This is a genomic window from Oceanospirillum sp., assembly GCF_048265165.1.
Lineage (GTDB): Bacteria > Pseudomonadota > Gammaproteobacteria > Pseudomonadales > Halomonadaceae > Oceanospirillum.
Window position 1 is genome coordinate 392352 of sequence record NZ_JBLXCD010000001.1, and the last position, 17434, is coordinate 409785.

Sequence of the window (17434 nt, forward strand, 5' to 3'; positions counted from 1 at the left end):
TGAAAACTCAGGCTAAACGCAACTGACTGTGTTCTGAAATCATGCAGTTCATATTGTTTGAGCAATATTGATTACAGGTACGAATTACTCAGCAAAGAACTATATTGATATAGTAAAAGAGAGAGTAGCTATACTCTCTCCTTCTGCAATATCCAAGTAAAGTAGTAAATAATCAAATTAAACAGCTAAGCAGTATTTACCACTCCTAGTAAAGAGAGAACACTAGATACTATATCTTCAGTTGGCAAAGAAGCATCCATCTCAACCCAGCGACGTGAAAATGGGTGATCCGCGTATGCGCGATAGAGTTCATTCAGAGTCTTATCCGCTTTAATTGCCATAGTCTGACGGTCTTCGTCTGTATTGCCATCTCGACCAGCAAGCCTTTCTTTCCGAGCGACCAAGGGTAAACCCAGATACACAGTCAGATCAGGCTTTACAAGCTGATCTTCAACTTCCTGGAGTTGAAAGTGCTGACCGCTTGTTCTCCAGCTATGATAAACCTGCGTGGAGTACCAATAGCGATCAATAACAACACACTTGGCCTCTTTCAATGCCTGTGAAACACGATTGGATGAACAAATTGCTGTAGAAGCATAAAATAACTGCCTAGCTAATGACTCATCTCCATAAATATCTTCCATTGCTGGCCGTACAATCTTAAACTTATCCAATGGGGTATTTAAAAAGATACCATTCAATGCACTAGCTAATGCCTTAGCGGTTGTTGACTTTCCAGTACCATCTAAACCTTCAACAACAATAAACATCATAGACCTCCTTTCACTGAAAATATTACAACTTTGCTTGCTTTTAAAATATCCCACCGCAAATGCTTGGCAGCGTTACAACTTCTCGGTGTTAGAGAAACCGTAGTACTCCAACGACCGCAAGGCGCAACTAATCTTGCATGTTTTCGCAAACGTTTATATCGCCAGCCATTTTGGACTAACTTGCGGATCATCTGGTTCAGCTCTTTACTGCTACTGAATTTGTACATAGCAGCTCCTTAAGCGTATCTACTCAAAAACGTAGCAATATTAAATTTAATTTCTGAGAATGCGGCTTCAACTCCCACATCAAGCAGTGGTTCACTTACAATGTATCCCTCCTGCTCGGCTCCATTTTGATAAAAACGGCCTTCAGGATTAATCATTAGATAAGATGCGGTCATGTCTGAATTGTCTTCGACGACCGTCACATCTGAAAATGGAGAGTGCCGTTCAACGTAGTTCTGAAATTCATCATCATCTACGGGCCGAATATCTTCATAAACTGGCAGCACTCTAAGTAACTTCCACTTATCAGGTTTAACAAGCTCTATCGTTTGTCCAAGGGATTCGTATAAATTGTGTTGATTAACAACAGTATTAACTTTAAATATTCCTAGAGGGTTCAGCTCACGGTACATAGAAGCAATATGAGCAAGCTTATCAGATGAAATCCAACTGCCGTTACGATCCATTCTGCCAATATTTTTGGCTATAAGCTCGTCAGCACTATCAAAACTGACACCTAAGACATCAAGCTGTGGAGCGACAGAAAGCAAAGTTTCATCATCGAGAAATGCTGCATTAGTGATAATAGAGGTGCGAAAACCTTTCTTTTTTGCGTAAAAAAGAGCATCAGAGAAACGCTTCCCCAGTAGCATAGGCTCACCACCGGCAATATTTAGGCGGACAGTTTTATAGCCCATAGCATCCATAAGCGGATTAGAGTTAAAAAAATACTCCGAAAGCTTATCGATCAATGATTGGACCGCACCTTCTTGCCGGTGCAGTTCTTTGGAATGGCAATCCGCATTCCAGGTTGCGTAACAGTACTCACAACGGTAGTTGCAATGTTCTGTCATATGGAAGTTGATAACTAACTCGTTTGATTGGGACATGAATCTATCTCCGTTTGTTGATAACGGAGATAGATTCACTTAGTGGAATCCACTAAAAAGCACTAATCCAAAAAACTTTTTAAAAGTGCGCTGAAATCTTCAGCTTCAAGATATTCATGGTCGATCCACTGCTTAATTTTCAGAGCGCTACCTCCTTCAGGGTTGAGTGTTTCAGATATATTTCGTGCCGAATCCAAGTCTCCAGAAAGATAGAGGATGATCATTTTGTCAACTTTGGACGCTTGAGCAATATCAGGCGTAAACAACTCAAGAACTGATGGGTATTTGCCTAATCCGTTATCTGTTACTTGGGGTAACTGTATAAATGGATTTGGCAGCCGACGCTCATCTAAAGAAACACTATCTTTTAATGCTGCGAAAAAATCTAATAGCTTCTCAGGTTCAAAACTGATCATCCCAACACGATCCAGCCCTAACAAAAGATTCTCTAACATTTCTGCTTTTTGTTTTCGTCCTGAATAATCATTAACTATATCAAGAATAATACTTGGTTCAGAATAAAACGCTGATATTAGAACAACATTATAAAGTCGGTTAAAATGACAACTCTGATAATAACGTCTCCCTCTACTCCCTATGGCTCCAGTTGGAGCTTTTTTGATTATAATTAGCGCCCCGTTGTCCTCTAGAGTAGTCAATTTATCCTTAAATTTAGGATATCTAGAGAGTTTTATATCAAAGAGCGCTTTGATTGCCCAAGAACGCGTGTACTCACCGGACATAACAAACCTTGCCCAAAGCTGACCTGAGGCCCAGAGACTTCATATCAGGCCGCCATTCATTTGCAAGATCTTCAGCTAAACGATACCAACCTCGCCCTCTACAATTATAATCTTTTGATTGAGTTATAGCCTTTAATACACCAAGACAATAACCTGCAAGCAGCGTATCTTTTTGTGCATAAGATATGGAAGTTAGCATCCCTTCCTCTCCAATTTTGTTATACATTCCAATTAATTCTGAGCATCCTTTTATCAACCTTTCACCATCGCTAATATTTTCAATATCATCAGAAATAACATAAGGACTAATAGCAAAACATAAAAAAAATAAAAAAGTTCTCACAAATTATCTCCATCAGCATGACTAGCATCATTATTATAACCTACACTAGCAACTAAAGCCGCCAAACCAAATCCCATCCCAATCAAAAAAATAATAAAAAACTCTAGAGTATTAGAGTAAAGAAAACTTACACTAGGTATTCCGCCAAACCATATCCAGTAAAATAAGGCAGAAAAAAATGTAAGCCACCCTGTAAAAGAGAAAAGACTTACGTATTGTAAAAAACCATTCCAACCACTTTGACCTGAATAAATAACTAACCGAACACAGTAAAAAACCCATACTATCAAGGCGATTTCAACCCAAGAAAGGTCAGCCAGAAAAGCCCCATTTCTAAAAATAGAAAATACACATATGATAGCCACTAATACCCCCAACCCCCCCATAAAAAGATATGAAAATAATGCATATATCACATGGAAAATAATTTTCAAAAACCCTTTAAATGTAGGTAGGGAAAATACTACCTCCCCTGATCTTTCATTCGCTTTCATTTTAAATTCCATTAAAAAACAACAGTTAAACCAGATCAACTATGGAAGCTTTTAAAATAAGGAAAAAGAATAAATTCGAAAAATTTTACTAGCATCCATACTGACAACTGATAATTTTACAGAGCATACTAATATTAATAGCACTCCATACGCCCAAATTTTAACGATATCCACATCACGGGTAAATACGCAGATCGCCACGCTCCTATGACAGGTTTACAACAACCATTAAAATTTCCCTTTACGTTAACGTCAACTTAGATTAAATTTACTGCATCTGATTATTAGAGCCGGTGCATCAGACCATCCACCAAGGGTCAGCACAGGCCAAGAGACAACAACAAATAAAGCTAGAAAGAGGCAACGCCATGAAATCCATCTATAAAGAGTTTAACTTCGATCTGGGCGATACTTACGACATGCTGCGCGAGCAGGTTAATCGTTTCGCCACGGAAGAAATTGCTCCACGCGCTGAGCAGATCGATCAGGACAATGAGTTCCCCGCTGATCTGTGGCGTAAATTTGGTGATATGGGTCTGTTGGGTATTACCGTTCCTGAAGAGTTCGGCGGCTCTGACATGGGCTATCTGGCCCACGTTATCGCCATGGAAGAGATCTCCCGTGCCTCTGCTTCTGTTGGTCTTTCCTACGGCGCACACTCCAATCTTTGTGTTAACCAGATCAAGTTGAACGGTAATCAGGCGCAGAAAGAAAAGTACCTGCCTAAACTGGTTTCCGGTGAACATATTGGCGCACTGGCGATGTCCGAGCCAGGTGCGGGCTCTGATGTGGTCAGCATGAAGCTGCGCGCCGAGAAAAAAGGTGACCGTTACATCCTGAACGGTAACAAAATGTGGATCACTAACGGCCCTGATGCCAACACCTACGTGATCTACGCCAAAACCGACACTTCGGCGGGCTCCAAAGGTATTACTGCCTTTATCGTTGAGCGCGATTATCCGGGGTTCACTCGTCACCAGAAGCTGGACAAGCTGGGTATGCGCGGTTCTAACACCTGTGAGCTGGTATTCCAGGATTGTGAAGTACCGGAAGAGAATATACTGGGCGAATTAGGTAAAGGGGTTCGCGTTCTGATGAGCGGCCTGGACTATGAACGTACCGTTCTGACCGGCGGCCCAACCGGCATTATGCAGGCAGCAATGGATATTGTTGTGCCTTACCTGCATGACCGTCAGCAGTTTGGTCAATCCATCGGCGAGTTCCAGTTAGTTCAGGGTAAAGTGGCCGACATGTACACCACCATGAACGCCTGTAAGTCTTATCTCTATGCGGTTGCCCGTGCCTGTGATCGCGGCGAAACCAGCCGTAAAGATGCCGCAGGCGTGATTCTGTACTGTGCAGAAAAAGCGACTCAGGTTGCACTGGACTCTATCCAGTTGCTCGGTGGTAACGGTTACATCAATGAATTCCCTACCGGTCGCCTGCTGCGTGATGCAAAACTGTATGAGATCGGTGCCGGTACTTCGGAAGTACGCCGTATGCTGATCGGCCGTGAAATCTTCTCCGAGTCAAAATAAAAGCCTGGCAGAGATAGGTCTTACACTATCTGTCCGGCGAGTCGTTAAGGGAGGCAAAACCTCTTAACGACTCCTCCAAACCCGAATATCCAATCCCTTTTTTTATTCCTGCTGAAATCAATTTTACGCTACAGATGTGGCAACGGCAGGAGTGAACTCAGGTCTGGTAAGGCAGGCTGGCTTTCCCCCCTGCACGACGACAGCTGGTCTGTCTTACCAACTTAGTTATCAGGAGCTAGCAATGGCGGTTATCAAAAGCAAAATCAATACCCGCTCTGAAGAGTTCCAGACCAACATGGGCAACATGAAGCGTCTGGTACAGGATCTGCGCGAGCAACTGGCAGAGATCAAGAAAGGCGGCGGTGAAGCAGCCCAGAAGAAACACCTTGACCGGGGCAAGCTACTCCCCCGAGACCGTATCAACGGCCTGCTGGATGAAGGCGCACCTTTTATGGAGCTTTCCCAGCTGGCAGGTCTGAACGTTTATAAAGACTATGTGCCTTCAGCCGGTATCATCACGGGTATCGGTCGCGTCAGTGGTCAGGAATGCATGATCATCGCCAATGATGCCACCACCAAGGGCGGCACCTACTACCCCCTAACGGTTAAAAAGCATCTGCGGGCGCAGGAGATCGCTGAGAAAAACCACCTGCCTTGCGTATACCTGGTCGATTCCGGCGGTGCCAACCTGCCAAACCAGGATGAAGTGTTCCCGGATCGCGATCACTTTGGACGTATTTTCTACAATCAGGCGAATATGTCCGCCAAAGGGATTCCCCAGATCGCGGTCGTCATGGGCTCCTGTACAGCAGGTGGCGCTTATGTACCGGCCATGGCGGATGAATCTATTATTGTGCGCCAGCAGGGCACCATCTTTCTGGCAGGCCCACCGCTGGTTAAAGCTGCAACGGGTGAAGTGATCTCTGCGGAAGATCTGGGTGGTGCCGATGTACACTGTAAAACATCCGGTGTTGCCGATCACTACGCGATGAATGATCAGCACGCCCTGCAGATCGCCCGTCAATGTATCTCCCGCCTGAATCCATCCAAAAAAGCGGAACTGGATATCCAGCCTTCCCGTCCGCCGCTGTACGATCCGGAAGAGATCTACGGCATCGTCTCAGAAGACCTGCGCAAGCCCTACGATGTGCGTGAAGTGATTGCCCGTACCGTTGATGGTTCTGAGTTTGACGAGTTTAAACAGATGTACGGCACCACACTGGTCACAGGTTTTGCCCGTATCCATGGTTATCCCGTAGGTATCGTGGCGAATAACGGCGTACTCTTCTCCGAAGCCGCCCTCAAAGGCGCGCACTTTATCGAGCTCTGTGCCCAACGCAATATTCCACTGGTCTTTCTGCAAAATATCACTGGCTTTATGGTGGGTGGCAAGTACGAATCCGAAGGTATCGCCAAAAACGGTGCCAAGATGGTAACGGCAGTGGCCTGCGCTAAAGTACCTAAGTTCACCATGCTGATCGGTGGCAGTTTCGGTGCCGGTAACTATGGTATGTGTGGCCGCGCCTATGATCCGAACCTGATGTGGATGTGGCCAAATTCAAGAATCTCAGTGATGGGTGGTGAACAGGCCGCCGGTGTACTGTCCCAGGTGAAACGCGACAATATGGAGCGTAAGGGCGAAACATGGGCCGCCGATGATGAAGCTGCATTCAAAAAGCCGATTGTTGACCAGTACGAACACCAGGGTCACCCCTACTACGCCAGCGCCCGCCTGTGGGATGATGGTGTGATCGATCCGGCACAAACCCGCGACATACTTGGGCTTGCCATCTCTGCTGCTCTGAATGCACCCACCCGCGAGACACGCTTTGGCGTGTTCCGCATGTAATCGGAGCATCTGATATGACGACTGATAAACCGTCCTCTAGTCAACGACAGGTTCTTTGCGAAATCTCCGATCAGGGTGTCGCGTCCGTTATTCTGAACCGGCCTGAAGTGCACAACGCCTTTGATGACAAGCTGATCGCTGACATTCTCGCGATACTGGATGATCTGAACGCTAACGATGCGGTTCGCGTGGTGGTACTGCGCTCTAACGGAAAGTCTTTCTCTGCCGGCGCTGACCTGGGCTGGATGAAGCGCATGGCGCAGTACAGCCTTGAGGATAATTTCAACGATGCCGGTGAGCTGGCGCGTCTGATGCACACCCTGAACAATCTGAACAAACCTACCATCGCTCTGGTACAGGGCGCGGCCTATGGCGGTGCCGTGGGCTTAGCCGCCTGCTGCGATATCTGTATCGCCACGGAAAAAGCCCGTTTCTGCCTGAGCGAAGTAAAAATCGGCCTCTCCCCTGCGGTGATCAGTCCTTTTGTGGTCTCCGCCATGGGTGAACGTGCTGCCCGGCGTTATTTCCTGACCGCTGAAGTATTTAACAGTGAACAGGCTGTTGCGATGGGCCTGGCCCACCTGAACGTGCCTCAGGATGAGATGGAAACAGCTCTGGAGGGTATGACGCAGAAACTACTGGCTAACAGCCCGCAGAGCGTCCGTCGTACCAAAGAACTGATCGCCCTGGTCGCTAAAGGCCCGATCGATCAGGAGATGATCGAATACACCCAACGCCTGATCGCTGAAATCCGCGTCTCTGAGGAAGGTCAGGAAGGTCTGAGTGCGTTCTTTGAAAAACGTGCTCCGGGTTGGCAGCAGTCCTGATATCAGGCTGCTCCAACGGGAACAATGTGGGAGATAACCGATGTTTAACAAGATTCTGATTGCAAACCGTGGCGAGATCGCTTGCCGCGTAATTCGTACCGCACACCAAATGGGTATTCGCTGCGTTGCTGTTTACTCCGAAGCTGATGCCAACGCCATGCATGTGGCGATGGCCGATGAAGCGGTTTGTGTAGGCCCGGCCGCCAGCAAAGACAGCTACCTGAAAATGGACACCATTCTGCAGGTGGCAAAAGACACCGGTGCTCAGGCAATCCACCCCGGCTACGGTTTCCTGTCGGAAAACGCCCCATTTGTACAGAAATGCCAGGATGCTGGCGTGGTCTTTATCGGCCCTCCGGCGGATGCGATTAAAGCCATGGGCTCCAAGAGCGCCGCTAAGCGTATTATGGAAGAAGCCAAAGTACCCTTGGTTCCCGGCTACCATGGCGAAGACCAGGATCCGGCCCTGCTGAAAAAGCACTCGGATGAGATGGGTTATCCGGTACTGCTGAAGGCCACCGCCGGTGGTGGCGGTAAAGGCATGCGCGTAGTCTGGTCTGCCGACGAGTTTACCAGTGCACTGGATGCCGCAAAACGCGAAGCGATGAACGGCTTTGCCGATGACACCATGCTGGTTGAGAAATATCTGACCAAACCCCGCCATGTTGAAATTCAGGTGTTCTGTGATCAGCATGGCAACAGTGTGTATCTGGCAGAGCGTGATTGCTCCGTTCAGCGCCGACACCAGAAAGTGGTTGAGGAAGCCCCTGCACCGGGCATGTCCGACGAACTGCGTAAAGCGATGGGTGAGGCCGCCGTGCGAGCCGCTGAGGCGATCGGCTATGTGGGAGCCGGCACCGTTGAGTTCCTGCTGGATGAAGACGGCTCCTTCTACTTTATGGAGATGAATACCCGCCTGCAGGTTGAGCACCCGGTGACCGAACTGATCACTGGTCAGGATCTGGTGGAATGGCAGCTGGCAGTCGCCTACGGTCAAACTCTGCCCATCAGCCAGGACGATGTACAGATCAACGGCCACGCGGTTGAAGTACGTATCTACGCGGAAGATCCCGATAACGACTTCCTGCCCGCCACCGGTAAGCTGGAATATCTGCGCACCCCGGAAGAAAACCGCTATGTTCGGGTTGATACCGGTGTTCGTGAAGGCGACGAGGTCAGTATCTACTATGACCCTATGATCGCCAAACTGATTGTCTGGGACGAAAACCGTGACCGTGCCATGCAGCGCATGAGCCAGGCGTTGACGGAATACCGTATCGCCGGTATGAAGACCAACACCCACTTCCTGAAACGCCTGATTGATAACACGGCGTTCCGTGATGCAGAGCTGGATACCGGCTTTATTGAGAAGCACGAAGCCGACCTGTTCCAATCCCACGGCGGCTCTCAGGGCGCTAACCCGCTGGCGATGGCAACCCTGTACACCCTGCTGAAACAAAAACAGCAACGTAAAGCAGAAGCGATTCACAGCCACGATGAAACTTCGCCCTGGCATCAGTTCTCCGGCTGGCGTCTGAACGAAGACCCGACCCATGTGGTACGTTTTACTCAGACACTGGCACAAAAAGAGGGCGACGACCAACAGGTCGAGCATGAGATTACCGTTAACTGGCTGAAGCAGGGTTACCGCCTGACACTGGATGGCCACATCATGATCGCCGATGGCACACTGAATGATGACCGCTTACAGGCCAGTCTGAATGGTCATAGCCGTAACGCTTTTGTCGCCGAACTGAACGGTCATGTCACCGTATTTACGGATCAGGGTGCCTTTGAATACCAGTGGCAACGCCCGGATCTGGATAGCCATGATTTTGAAGATGATAGCCCAAGCCTGACCGCACCGATGAACGGCAGCATTGTTGCGGTTCTGGTTGAGCCAGGCCAACAGGTCACGAAAGGCACCGCCATGGTGATTATGGAAGCGATGAAGATGGAGCACACCATCACTGCATCCGTTGATGGCACGGTTACTGAGATCTTCTTCCAGCCAGGTGATCTGGTGGAAGGTGGTGCCGATCTGGTGGCCTTTGAGGCTGAGGAGGCCTGATATGTCCTATCCCACTCTACCCAAATCCGTGCGTATTGTTGAGGTTGGCCCCCGTGATGGTCTGCAGAACGAGAAAGGCGTCATCAGTACAGAGATCAAACTACAGCTGATTGATAAACTGGCGGATGCCGGTGTGCGCTATATCGAGTCTGCCAGCTTTGTATCACCGAAATGGGTTCCTCAGATGGGAGATGCCACTGAGGTAGTCACCGGCCTAAACCGTAAAAGCGGTGTCACCTATGCGGCTCTTACGCCAAACCTGAAAGGCCTGGAATCAGCCATTGCAGCAGGGGTCGATGAAGTGGCTGTTTTTGGTGCTGCTTCTGAGGCTTTTTCTCAGAAGAATATTAACTGCTCCATCGCAGAAAGCCTCGAACGCTTTGCCCCAGTGATGAAACTGGCTAAAGAGAACCACTTAAAAGTACGAGGCTATGTTTCCTGCGTACTGGGCTGCCCTTACGATGGCGAGATCGCGCCGGAAAAAGTCGCAGAAGTGGCAAAAGCACTCTATGACATGGGCTGCTATGAGATCTCTCTCGGCGACACTATAGGTGTCGGTACGCCACTGAAAGCCAAAGCGATGATCCGGGCCGTGGCAAATGTGGTGCCAATTGAAAAACTCGCCGCTCACTTCCATGACACCTACGGTCAAGCCCTGGCTAATATTTATGCGGTACTGGAAGAAGGTGTTGCGGTTGTCGATAGCTCCGTCGGAGGCTTGGGCGGCTGCCCTTACGCCAAGGGCGCATCCGGCAACGTGGCCACAGAAGATGTGGTTTATATGCTGCAGGGATTGGGTATCGAAACCGGTATCGACCTGAACAAGCTGGTGGCTACCGGCAATTTTATTACCGAAGCCATCGGCAGTACGAATCGTTCCAGGGTGGGTTTAGCAATGTCATCCTAACGATAAGCCCGTGGCACCTGCACGCCAACGGGCTTGTTTTCTGAGTGTCATTGGGGAGGCTTGGCCTCCCTTTTTTATCCCGGCTTAATAACGGGTTTAGTAGGGTTTATCGGACATCTATGCGTTTACAAACTTTTCTTACCTAAAGTTACACAATCTTTTTAAGATGGTACACTCTGCTATACTTAAAGCCTATCCTTCACCGTTTTCTCCTTTTACTCTGCCAGAGCTTTTTAATGGACTCAATTTCCCTGATCAACAACCTATCTGATCTTCCGACGCCCGTCGCTCTGATCGCAAAAACAGGGGAATGCCTTACCTCCAATCAGGCATCAAAAGATCTGATACATAAGCTCGGCCTCGAGGACTGCAGTAACCTGCTTCCTGGTGATTTACTGCACAGGCTTCTGGGAAATCATCCGATAGAAACTGGTGTCTATGAGGATGTCCTTTACTCCAATGCCGAAAGCTATCGCTGGCAAGTGATAGCTGCAGAGTCTGATTGTTACCTGGTACAGGGTTTCAATCAGACGGACCGGGAACAATATCGGGCCATCCTTGAGAGCTCGGTTGACGGGGTTTACAAGACAAACCGTGCTGGCCAGCTGATTTATGCCAATCAGGCCCTCGCCGATACCTTCGGCTACAGCAATGCCTCTCATATGATTGATGCGGTTCAGCACCTGGCCTGGGATATGTATACCAGCGACGCTGACAGAAACGAGTTTCTTCACCGACTGGATCAATCAGGTGAAGTTCGTGATATGGAGCTTCAAATGAGGCGCATTGACGGCTCTCTGATCTGGATACGTCTTAATGGCCGTGCCCTGAAGAATGAAGAAAATCTTACCGAATTTATCGTTGGGGCCGTTCACGATATAACTGCCCATAAAGCCGCAGAATCAGCACTGATAACGGCGGAAGACAAATACCGCGGTATTTTTGAAAACGCCATGACCGGCCTGCACCAAAGTACTTTGGATGGCCGCTATATGAATGTAAATCCATCCTTGGCACACATCCTCGGCTACAATTCGCCGGAAGAGTGTATTGAATTAATTCAGCATATTGGTAAGCAGGTTTATGTGCGCCCCCATGAGTGGTTAAAGTCGATGAAGCGGCTGCGTAAAGAAGGTTTTTTTACGCACAATGAGGTCGAAATCTATACACGAACGGGAATAAAACGCTGGGTCACCGTCAGTAATCACCTAGTCCCTGCCACGGATGCTATGCCAGAGCATATCGAAGGCTCAGTGGTGGATGTCACCGACCAGAAGCGTTCACAGGAACGTATCCAGCACCTGGCGCATTTCGACAACCTGACAACACTCCCTAACCGGGTCAGCTTTCATAATGAGCTGGGAAACCTGGTCGCCGATGTCGATGAAGGTGATCTTAGTTCCATTGCACTGATCGTACTGGATCTTGACAATTTCAAAGATATTAACGACACCCAGGGGCATATCACCGGTGATATGCTGTTGATTAAAACAGCCCACCGGCTTCAGGACTTTTTTGGCCACAGGGCACAGATTTTCCGCCTCGGTGGTGATGAGTTTGCCATCACACTCAGTAATATAGCTGACCGTGGAGTGATCGGGTCGCAGTTAAGAGAACTCATCGCTTTACTGTCAGAGCCCGTTGAATTCGGCAACAGTGAAATACGCTGTACCGTCAGTGCTGGCATAGCTCTCTATCCAGAAGCCAAAGATGTTATTCAGGAAGGCGATGTTCAGCAACAGCTGTTCCGTTATGCTGACCTAGCTTTATATCGCTCCAAAGGAGCAGGCCGGGATCGCTATACTTTCTTCGCTATTGAGATGCAGCTGGAGGTTCTCAAAGAGCAGGAAGTTGAAAAAGAACTCAATACAGCTTTGCTTAGTAATGAGCTTTGTCTTTACTATCAGCCATTACTTAAATCAGATACAAAGGCGCTTATTGGGGCTGAAGTTCTGATCCGCTGGCAGCACCCTGAACGTGGACTTGTACCCCCTTTCGAGTTTATCCCCATTGCTGAAAAAACAGGCTTAATCAGCCGTGTCGACGATTGGGTGTTACTTCAGGCAGCTCAGCAGCTTCGCACCTGGTTAGACAAGGGCATCAGCATACCTTCCCTCTCAGTTAATATCTCAGCGCATCGCCTGAACCAGAGGGACTTTGCTGAGTACGTACACAAAGTTATTGGACAAACCGGTATACCACCACAGACTCTATGCATTGAGATCACTGAAGAAAACATGATCACCAATCTGGAAAATGTGCGTAACACGCTTAACTTACTTCGCCAGTACGGCGTCAAGGTTGCACTTGATGACTTCGGAACCGGCTATTCCTCTCTGAGTTACCTGAAAGAGCTGCCTGTCGACAAGCTTAAAATCGACCGCAGCTTTGTAATGGATATGCATCAGGACCCCCAGGACAGGGCTATTATCCGTACCATTATTGAATTGGGTCATGGTCTTGGGTTGTGGGTCAATGCAGAAGGTGTGGAAAATGAGGTCCAGATCAGAATGCTTCGGGAGCTTGGTGTTGATGAGTTTCAGGGCTTCTTCTTCAGTCGGCCTCTGCCGCTAGCAGAGTTCGCAGAACACTACCTTATAAGCCACGAGCCATCACTCGCGTAAAATCAATAGCTTTTGAAGGCCAGGCCTGAGTTTCAAAGCCTGACCTCCCTTTACGCACGAATTCTTATGAAGCGTGCCTAGCTTCGCTTCGCTCGCCGTTCCTGCCAAAGGCGAATAAAGTTATCACTGAGAAACAGCAACAGGCTCAACAAAATCACCCCTGCCCCCAACAACATTTCAGGTGTTACCGGTTCATTGTGTAACTGACTGCCCAGAAATAATGCAATCACAGGTGTAATCAGCGTAATAAGTGCCACATAAGCAGGTGGCAAATTCGCGATCAGATGAAAATACGCCATAAAGCCAACCAGGGAACCTAGCGTAGCCAGATAGACAACAGAGAAAGCACTCAGCAGGCTAACCTCTCCCCAGGTTACTTCTGTGCCGGCAACAAACCACGCAACCGTATAGAAAGGTAACGAGCACCACAAAGCACCAACGGTTTGCTGCAACGGATGCAAACCAGCACCGTTACGCTTCATAAGCACATTGCTGCTGCTGAAAAAAAACACCGCCAACAGCGCCAGCAAAACCCCAACAACACCCTGCCCGGTGACCACCAGATTATCACTAAAAACAATAGCAAGACCGATAATCCCCATGCCGCAGGCGATCCACTGCTTATGGGACATCGGACTATCCGGAAAAATAAAGTGGCTCAACACGCCGGTCATAATCGTGGTAAAACCAAAGAGCACCGAAATCAGGCCCGATGGAATCCATTGGGCAGCCACATAGGTCACACCCATCGCCCCAAAAATTCCGATCACAGCTGTCAGATAAGATTTAAACGCCCGTCGGCTTAAAGGCAGATTCAAACCCAGCAGTTTCAACATGGGCAAACCCACTAGCGCCGCCAGAGCCATGCGGGAAGCTGCCGCTGCCATCGGCGGCAAAGAGTCACCACTGGTGACAATGGCTAAAGGTGTTGTTGACCAGATTAAGACCGCAAGACCATATGCGACAGGTATCGACATAACAAATTTCCTTTTACGCGTAGCTGATTCAATACCTGTGAATCAGACTTAAAGATAACTACCAGACATAAAAAAAGGCCGCTGACGAAGCGACCTTTTTCGAAATGAAACCAGGATCAATATCGTCGAAGAGCAGCTACCGTCACAGGGCGAAGGACAAGCACAGAGCAAAATGCAGAACATGCGCTGTATTTCACTTGCCACATCATGGCAAACAGACTGACTCGAAGACGGAAAAAACTCATGACCAGATCCTTTAACTTTGAAGATTAACTATCACGGAAAATCATGCCATAGGCAAGTAGTTTATCTCTTGCCAGTCCTGCCATAAAGCCGAACAGTCGGTAAAAACACCATCAACGCCAATTTCCTGCAGCGCTTTCAGCTGAGAAACCTGGTTGATCGTATAGATATAAACCTCCAGCCCCTGCTGTTTAGCCTCAGTAATCAGGCCATAATCAATAAACTCATCACTCAGGTGTAAAGAGGTCAGCTTCAGAGGCCCTGTAATGGCCGATAACGACAGCACAGTGCCATAAAGTAAGAGACCAAGCGCTACATCAGGGCAGCTTTGCTGAAATCTCAGCAGCTCAACATGATCAAATGATGAGACCAAAATTCCACTTTTCAGAGGCTGGTAAGCTTTTTGCTGCAGCAAAACGGCCAGCAGTCCGGCTGTCCCCTTGCTTTTAAGCTCTATATTAATTATTGCCCGGTGCCCAACCAACAGCAGTACCTCTTCAAGAAAGGGAATCCGCTGCCCCAGTCCCGCATCCAGTCGGCGTAACTCTCTGACGCTATGCGCTGCCAGTAAGCCTTCACCATTTGTCGTTCGCTCCAGGCTTAAGTCGTGATGCACAAGCAGCCGCCCCTGATGCGCAATGACATCAATTTCTATTGCATCAGCGCCTGCAGCCAGCGCCATATCAATGGCCATCAGAGTATTTTCCGGCCCATCTTTCAAAGCTCCCCTGTGAGCAAAGAATTTCATGCCCAACTTCCCCTTTAATTGAGGTGAAAATTATGACCTTTACGTTAACGTAAACTTAAAGTACATTATGACTATCAAAATATCCACGGCGACCTGCCTGTGGCTTGAAGTATAACAACAATACAGATCAGTCTCTTATTCCTGAGTGCTCCAGATACCCGAAGCGTCTCAGAATCAGACAAAGTAAGGAGCAAACACCCATGAGTGCGCCCCTATGGCAACCCGATTCTCACCGTATCGAAAGCAGCAATCTGCACCAGTTTATCCGGCAGGTCAATGATGCCCATAAACTCTCTCTGAATGATTACTCCGACCTGTTTGAATGGAGTATTGATAAGACAGAGACGTTCTGGTCTGAACTATGGGACTTTGCTGGCGTTATCGCCGATAAGAAAAGTGAGATCGTACTGGAAAGCCCGGATAAGATGCCTGGTGCACGCTGGTTCCCCACCAGTCAGCTAAACTTTGCCGAAAACCTGCTTAAATACCGTGACGATCGTATTGCCATTGTATTTCGTGGTGAGAAAGGGCAGCGCAAAGCGCTAACCTATCATGAGCTTTATCAGCAGGTTGCACAGTATGCTGCCGGCCTGAAAAAAATGGGCGTTGTAAAAGGTGATCGTGTCGCAGGTTTTGTTCCTAACTGTGCTGAGACCCTGATTGCCATGCTTGCCACCACGTCCATCGGTGCGGTCTGGTCCTCATGTTCACCTGACTTTGGTATCAACGGTGTATATGACCGTTTCGGCCAGATCAAACCCAAAGTACTCTTTACTACTGATGGCTATTTCTACGCCAAGAAAACACTGGATTCTCTTGAGAAAGTCTCGGGCATTCTGGAACGTCTGCCGGAGATCGAACACGTAGTTGTTATCCCATTTGTGAGTGAAGCACCTGATCTGTCCACCCTGACAGAACCGGCAAAAAGTAAAGCAACACTATTGTCTGATTTTGCCGACAGTTCCGCGACGACCATCGACTTTGAACCTGTCGCTTTCGATCACCCTCTATATATTATGTACTCCTCCGGCACCACAGGTGTTCCCAAATGTATCGTCCACTCGGTTGGCGGCACTTTGATTCAGCACCTGAAAGAGCATCTGCTGCATACTGATGTGAAGCGTGATGATGTGCTGTTTTACTACACCACCTGCGGCTGGATGATGTGGAACTGGCTGGTATCTGGTCTGGCAACAGGGTGCACCGTACTGCTCTACGATGGCTCCCCCTTCCACCCACGCCCCAATGTATTGTGGAATATTGCCGAAGAGGAAGGTATCAGCATCTTTGGCACGTCAGCCAAATATATCGCAGCGCTGGAGAAAGTGGGTGAGAAACCGAGGGAAACTCACAATCTTGAGCGACTGAAAGCTGTACTCTCAACCGGCTCACCACTGGCTCATGAAAGCTTTGATTATGTTTATCGCGATATCAAAGCCGACCTTTGCCTGTCATCCATTTCTGGCGGCACTGATATCGTCTCCTGCTTTGCTCTGGGCTGCCCGACCCGTCCGGTTTACGCAGGTGAGCTACAATGCCGGGGGCTCGGTATGGCCGTTGATATTTTTGATGATAGCGGCAAAGCTATTCGTGGTGATAAAGGCGAGCTGGTTTGTACCAAGCCATTCCCATCCATGCCCATTGGTTTCTGGAATGACTCGAAAGGTGAAAAGTATCATGACGCTTACTTCGCCTCATTTGATAATGTCTGGGCCCACGGTGACTATGCTGAGATTACTGAACATGACGGCCTGATCATTCACGGACGCTCTGATGCGGTTCTTAACCCCGGCGGTGTACGTATTGGTACTGCAGAAATCTACCGTCAGGTGGAAAAAGTAGACCAGATAATGGAAAGTCTCTGCATTGGTCAGGACTGGGAAGATGATGTGCGTGTTGTACTTTTTGTTCGCATGAAGGAAGGCTTCAGCCTGAACGCGGACATCGAAAAAGAGATTAAAAGTACGATCCGGGCAAATACCACACCGCGTCATGTACCGGCAAAAATCATTGAAGTCAGCGATATTCCCCGAACCATCAGCGGCAAAATTGTGGAGCTGGCTGTGCGCCACGTTATCCACCATCGCCCCGTTAAAAATACCGATGCACTGGCAAACCCAGAAGCCCTAGAGCTCTATAAAGATCTGCCACAACTGCAGAGCTGACATAATGCAGTACCAAC

General features: G+C 48.4%; 14 protein-coding genes. 7 read left to right on the forward strand and 7 right to left on the reverse strand.

Annotated features, from left to right (window positions below; all coding sequences use genetic code 11):
- Positions 1-185: 185 nt before the first annotated feature.
- From ACN0R8_RS01640 to ACN0R8_RS01660, 5 genes are all read right to left on the reverse strand, one after another.
- Positions 186-773 carry a dTMP kinase gene (locus ACN0R8_RS01640; RefSeq protein ID WP_417594421.1) on the reverse strand — a complete coding sequence of 196 codons (588 nt, stop codon included), beginning with the start codon at positions 771-773 and terminating at the stop codon, positions 186-188.
- Positions 774-1009: 236 nt separating this feature from the next.
- Positions 1010-1888, reverse strand: coding sequence for a viperin family antiviral radical SAM protein (locus tag ACN0R8_RS01645; protein WP_417594425.1), 879 nt, complete (start codon positions 1886-1888; stop codon positions 1010-1012).
- Between the two features lie 62 nt (positions 1889-1950).
- Positions 1951-2631 carry a hypothetical protein gene (locus ACN0R8_RS01650; RefSeq protein ID WP_417594427.1) on the reverse strand — a complete coding sequence of 227 codons (681 nt, stop codon included), beginning with the start codon at positions 2629-2631 and terminating at the stop codon, positions 1951-1953.
- Entirely contained in the window at positions 2621-2974 is a 354-nt protein-coding gene (locus tag ACN0R8_RS01655) for a hypothetical protein (protein WP_417594429.1), read from the reverse strand. The genes ACN0R8_RS01650 and ACN0R8_RS01655 overlap by 11 nt, the downstream gene beginning before the upstream one ends.
- Positions 2971-3468 (reverse strand): hypothetical protein, encoded by a 498-nt coding sequence (locus tag ACN0R8_RS01660; RefSeq protein WP_417594431.1) that lies wholly within the window; start codon positions 3466-3468, stop codon positions 2971-2973. The genes ACN0R8_RS01655 and ACN0R8_RS01660 overlap by 4 nt, the downstream gene beginning before the upstream one ends.
- 368 nt (positions 3469-3836) lie before the next feature.
- Between ACN0R8_RS01660 and ACN0R8_RS01665 the strand changes: the two genes are divergently transcribed.
- The 6 genes from ACN0R8_RS01665 (at position 3837) to ACN0R8_RS01690 (ending at position 13284) form a co-directional block, all read left to right on the forward strand.
- A complete protein-coding gene (locus ACN0R8_RS01665; protein WP_417594433.1) occupies positions 3837-5006 on the forward strand; it encodes an isovaleryl-CoA dehydrogenase in 1170 nt (389 codons plus the stop codon).
- A gap of 241 nt (positions 5007-5247) precedes the next feature.
- Complete coding sequence (locus tag ACN0R8_RS01670) at positions 5248-6855, forward strand: carboxyl transferase domain-containing protein (RefSeq protein ID WP_417594435.1); 1608 nt, start codon at positions 5248-5250, stop codon at positions 6853-6855.
- A gap of 14 nt (positions 6856-6869) precedes the next feature.
- On the forward strand, positions 6870-7682 hold the full coding sequence (locus tag ACN0R8_RS01675) for an enoyl-CoA hydratase/isomerase family protein (protein WP_417594437.1): 813 nt from the start codon (positions 6870-6872) through the stop codon (positions 7680-7682).
- Positions 7683-7722: 40 nt separating this feature from the next.
- Positions 7723-9753: an acetyl-CoA carboxylase biotin carboxylase subunit gene (accC, locus tag ACN0R8_RS01680; RefSeq protein ID WP_417594439.1), complete on the forward strand. Its 2031-nt coding sequence runs from the start codon at positions 7723-7725 to the stop codon at positions 9751-9753.
- A gap of 1 nt (position 9754) precedes the next feature.
- Positions 9755-10660 (forward strand): hydroxymethylglutaryl-CoA lyase, encoded by a 906-nt coding sequence (locus ACN0R8_RS01685; protein WP_417594441.1) that lies wholly within the window; start codon positions 9755-9757, stop codon positions 10658-10660.
- Between the two features lie 236 nt (positions 10661-10896).
- Positions 10897-13284, forward strand: a complete 2388-nt coding sequence (locus ACN0R8_RS01690; RefSeq protein ID WP_417594443.1) for a putative bifunctional diguanylate cyclase/phosphodiesterase — start codon at positions 10897-10899, stop codon at positions 13282-13284.
- A 77-nt stretch (positions 13285-13361) separates the two neighbouring features.
- On the opposite strand, the gene ACN0R8_RS01695 is transcribed toward ACN0R8_RS01690, so the two are convergent.
- Both ACN0R8_RS01695 and ACN0R8_RS01700 read right to left on the reverse strand, forming a co-directional pair.
- Positions 13362-14261 carry a DMT family transporter gene (locus ACN0R8_RS01695; protein WP_417594445.1) on the reverse strand — a complete coding sequence of 300 codons (900 nt, stop codon included), beginning with the start codon at positions 14259-14261 and terminating at the stop codon, positions 13362-13364.
- 286 nt (positions 14262-14547) lie between these two features.
- The gene (locus tag ACN0R8_RS01700; RefSeq protein WP_417594447.1) at positions 14548-15252 is read right to left on the reverse strand and encodes a glycerophosphodiester phosphodiesterase; all 705 of its coding nucleotides are present in this window, start codon (positions 15250-15252) and stop codon (positions 14548-14550) included.
- A 200-nt stretch (positions 15253-15452) separates the two neighbouring features.
- Between ACN0R8_RS01700 and ACN0R8_RS01705 the strand changes: the two genes are divergently transcribed.
- Positions 15453-17417, forward strand: coding sequence for an acetoacetate--CoA ligase (locus ACN0R8_RS01705; protein ID WP_417594449.1), 1965 nt, complete (start codon positions 15453-15455; stop codon positions 17415-17417).
- The last annotated feature ends 17 nt before the right edge of the window (positions 17418-17434 follow it).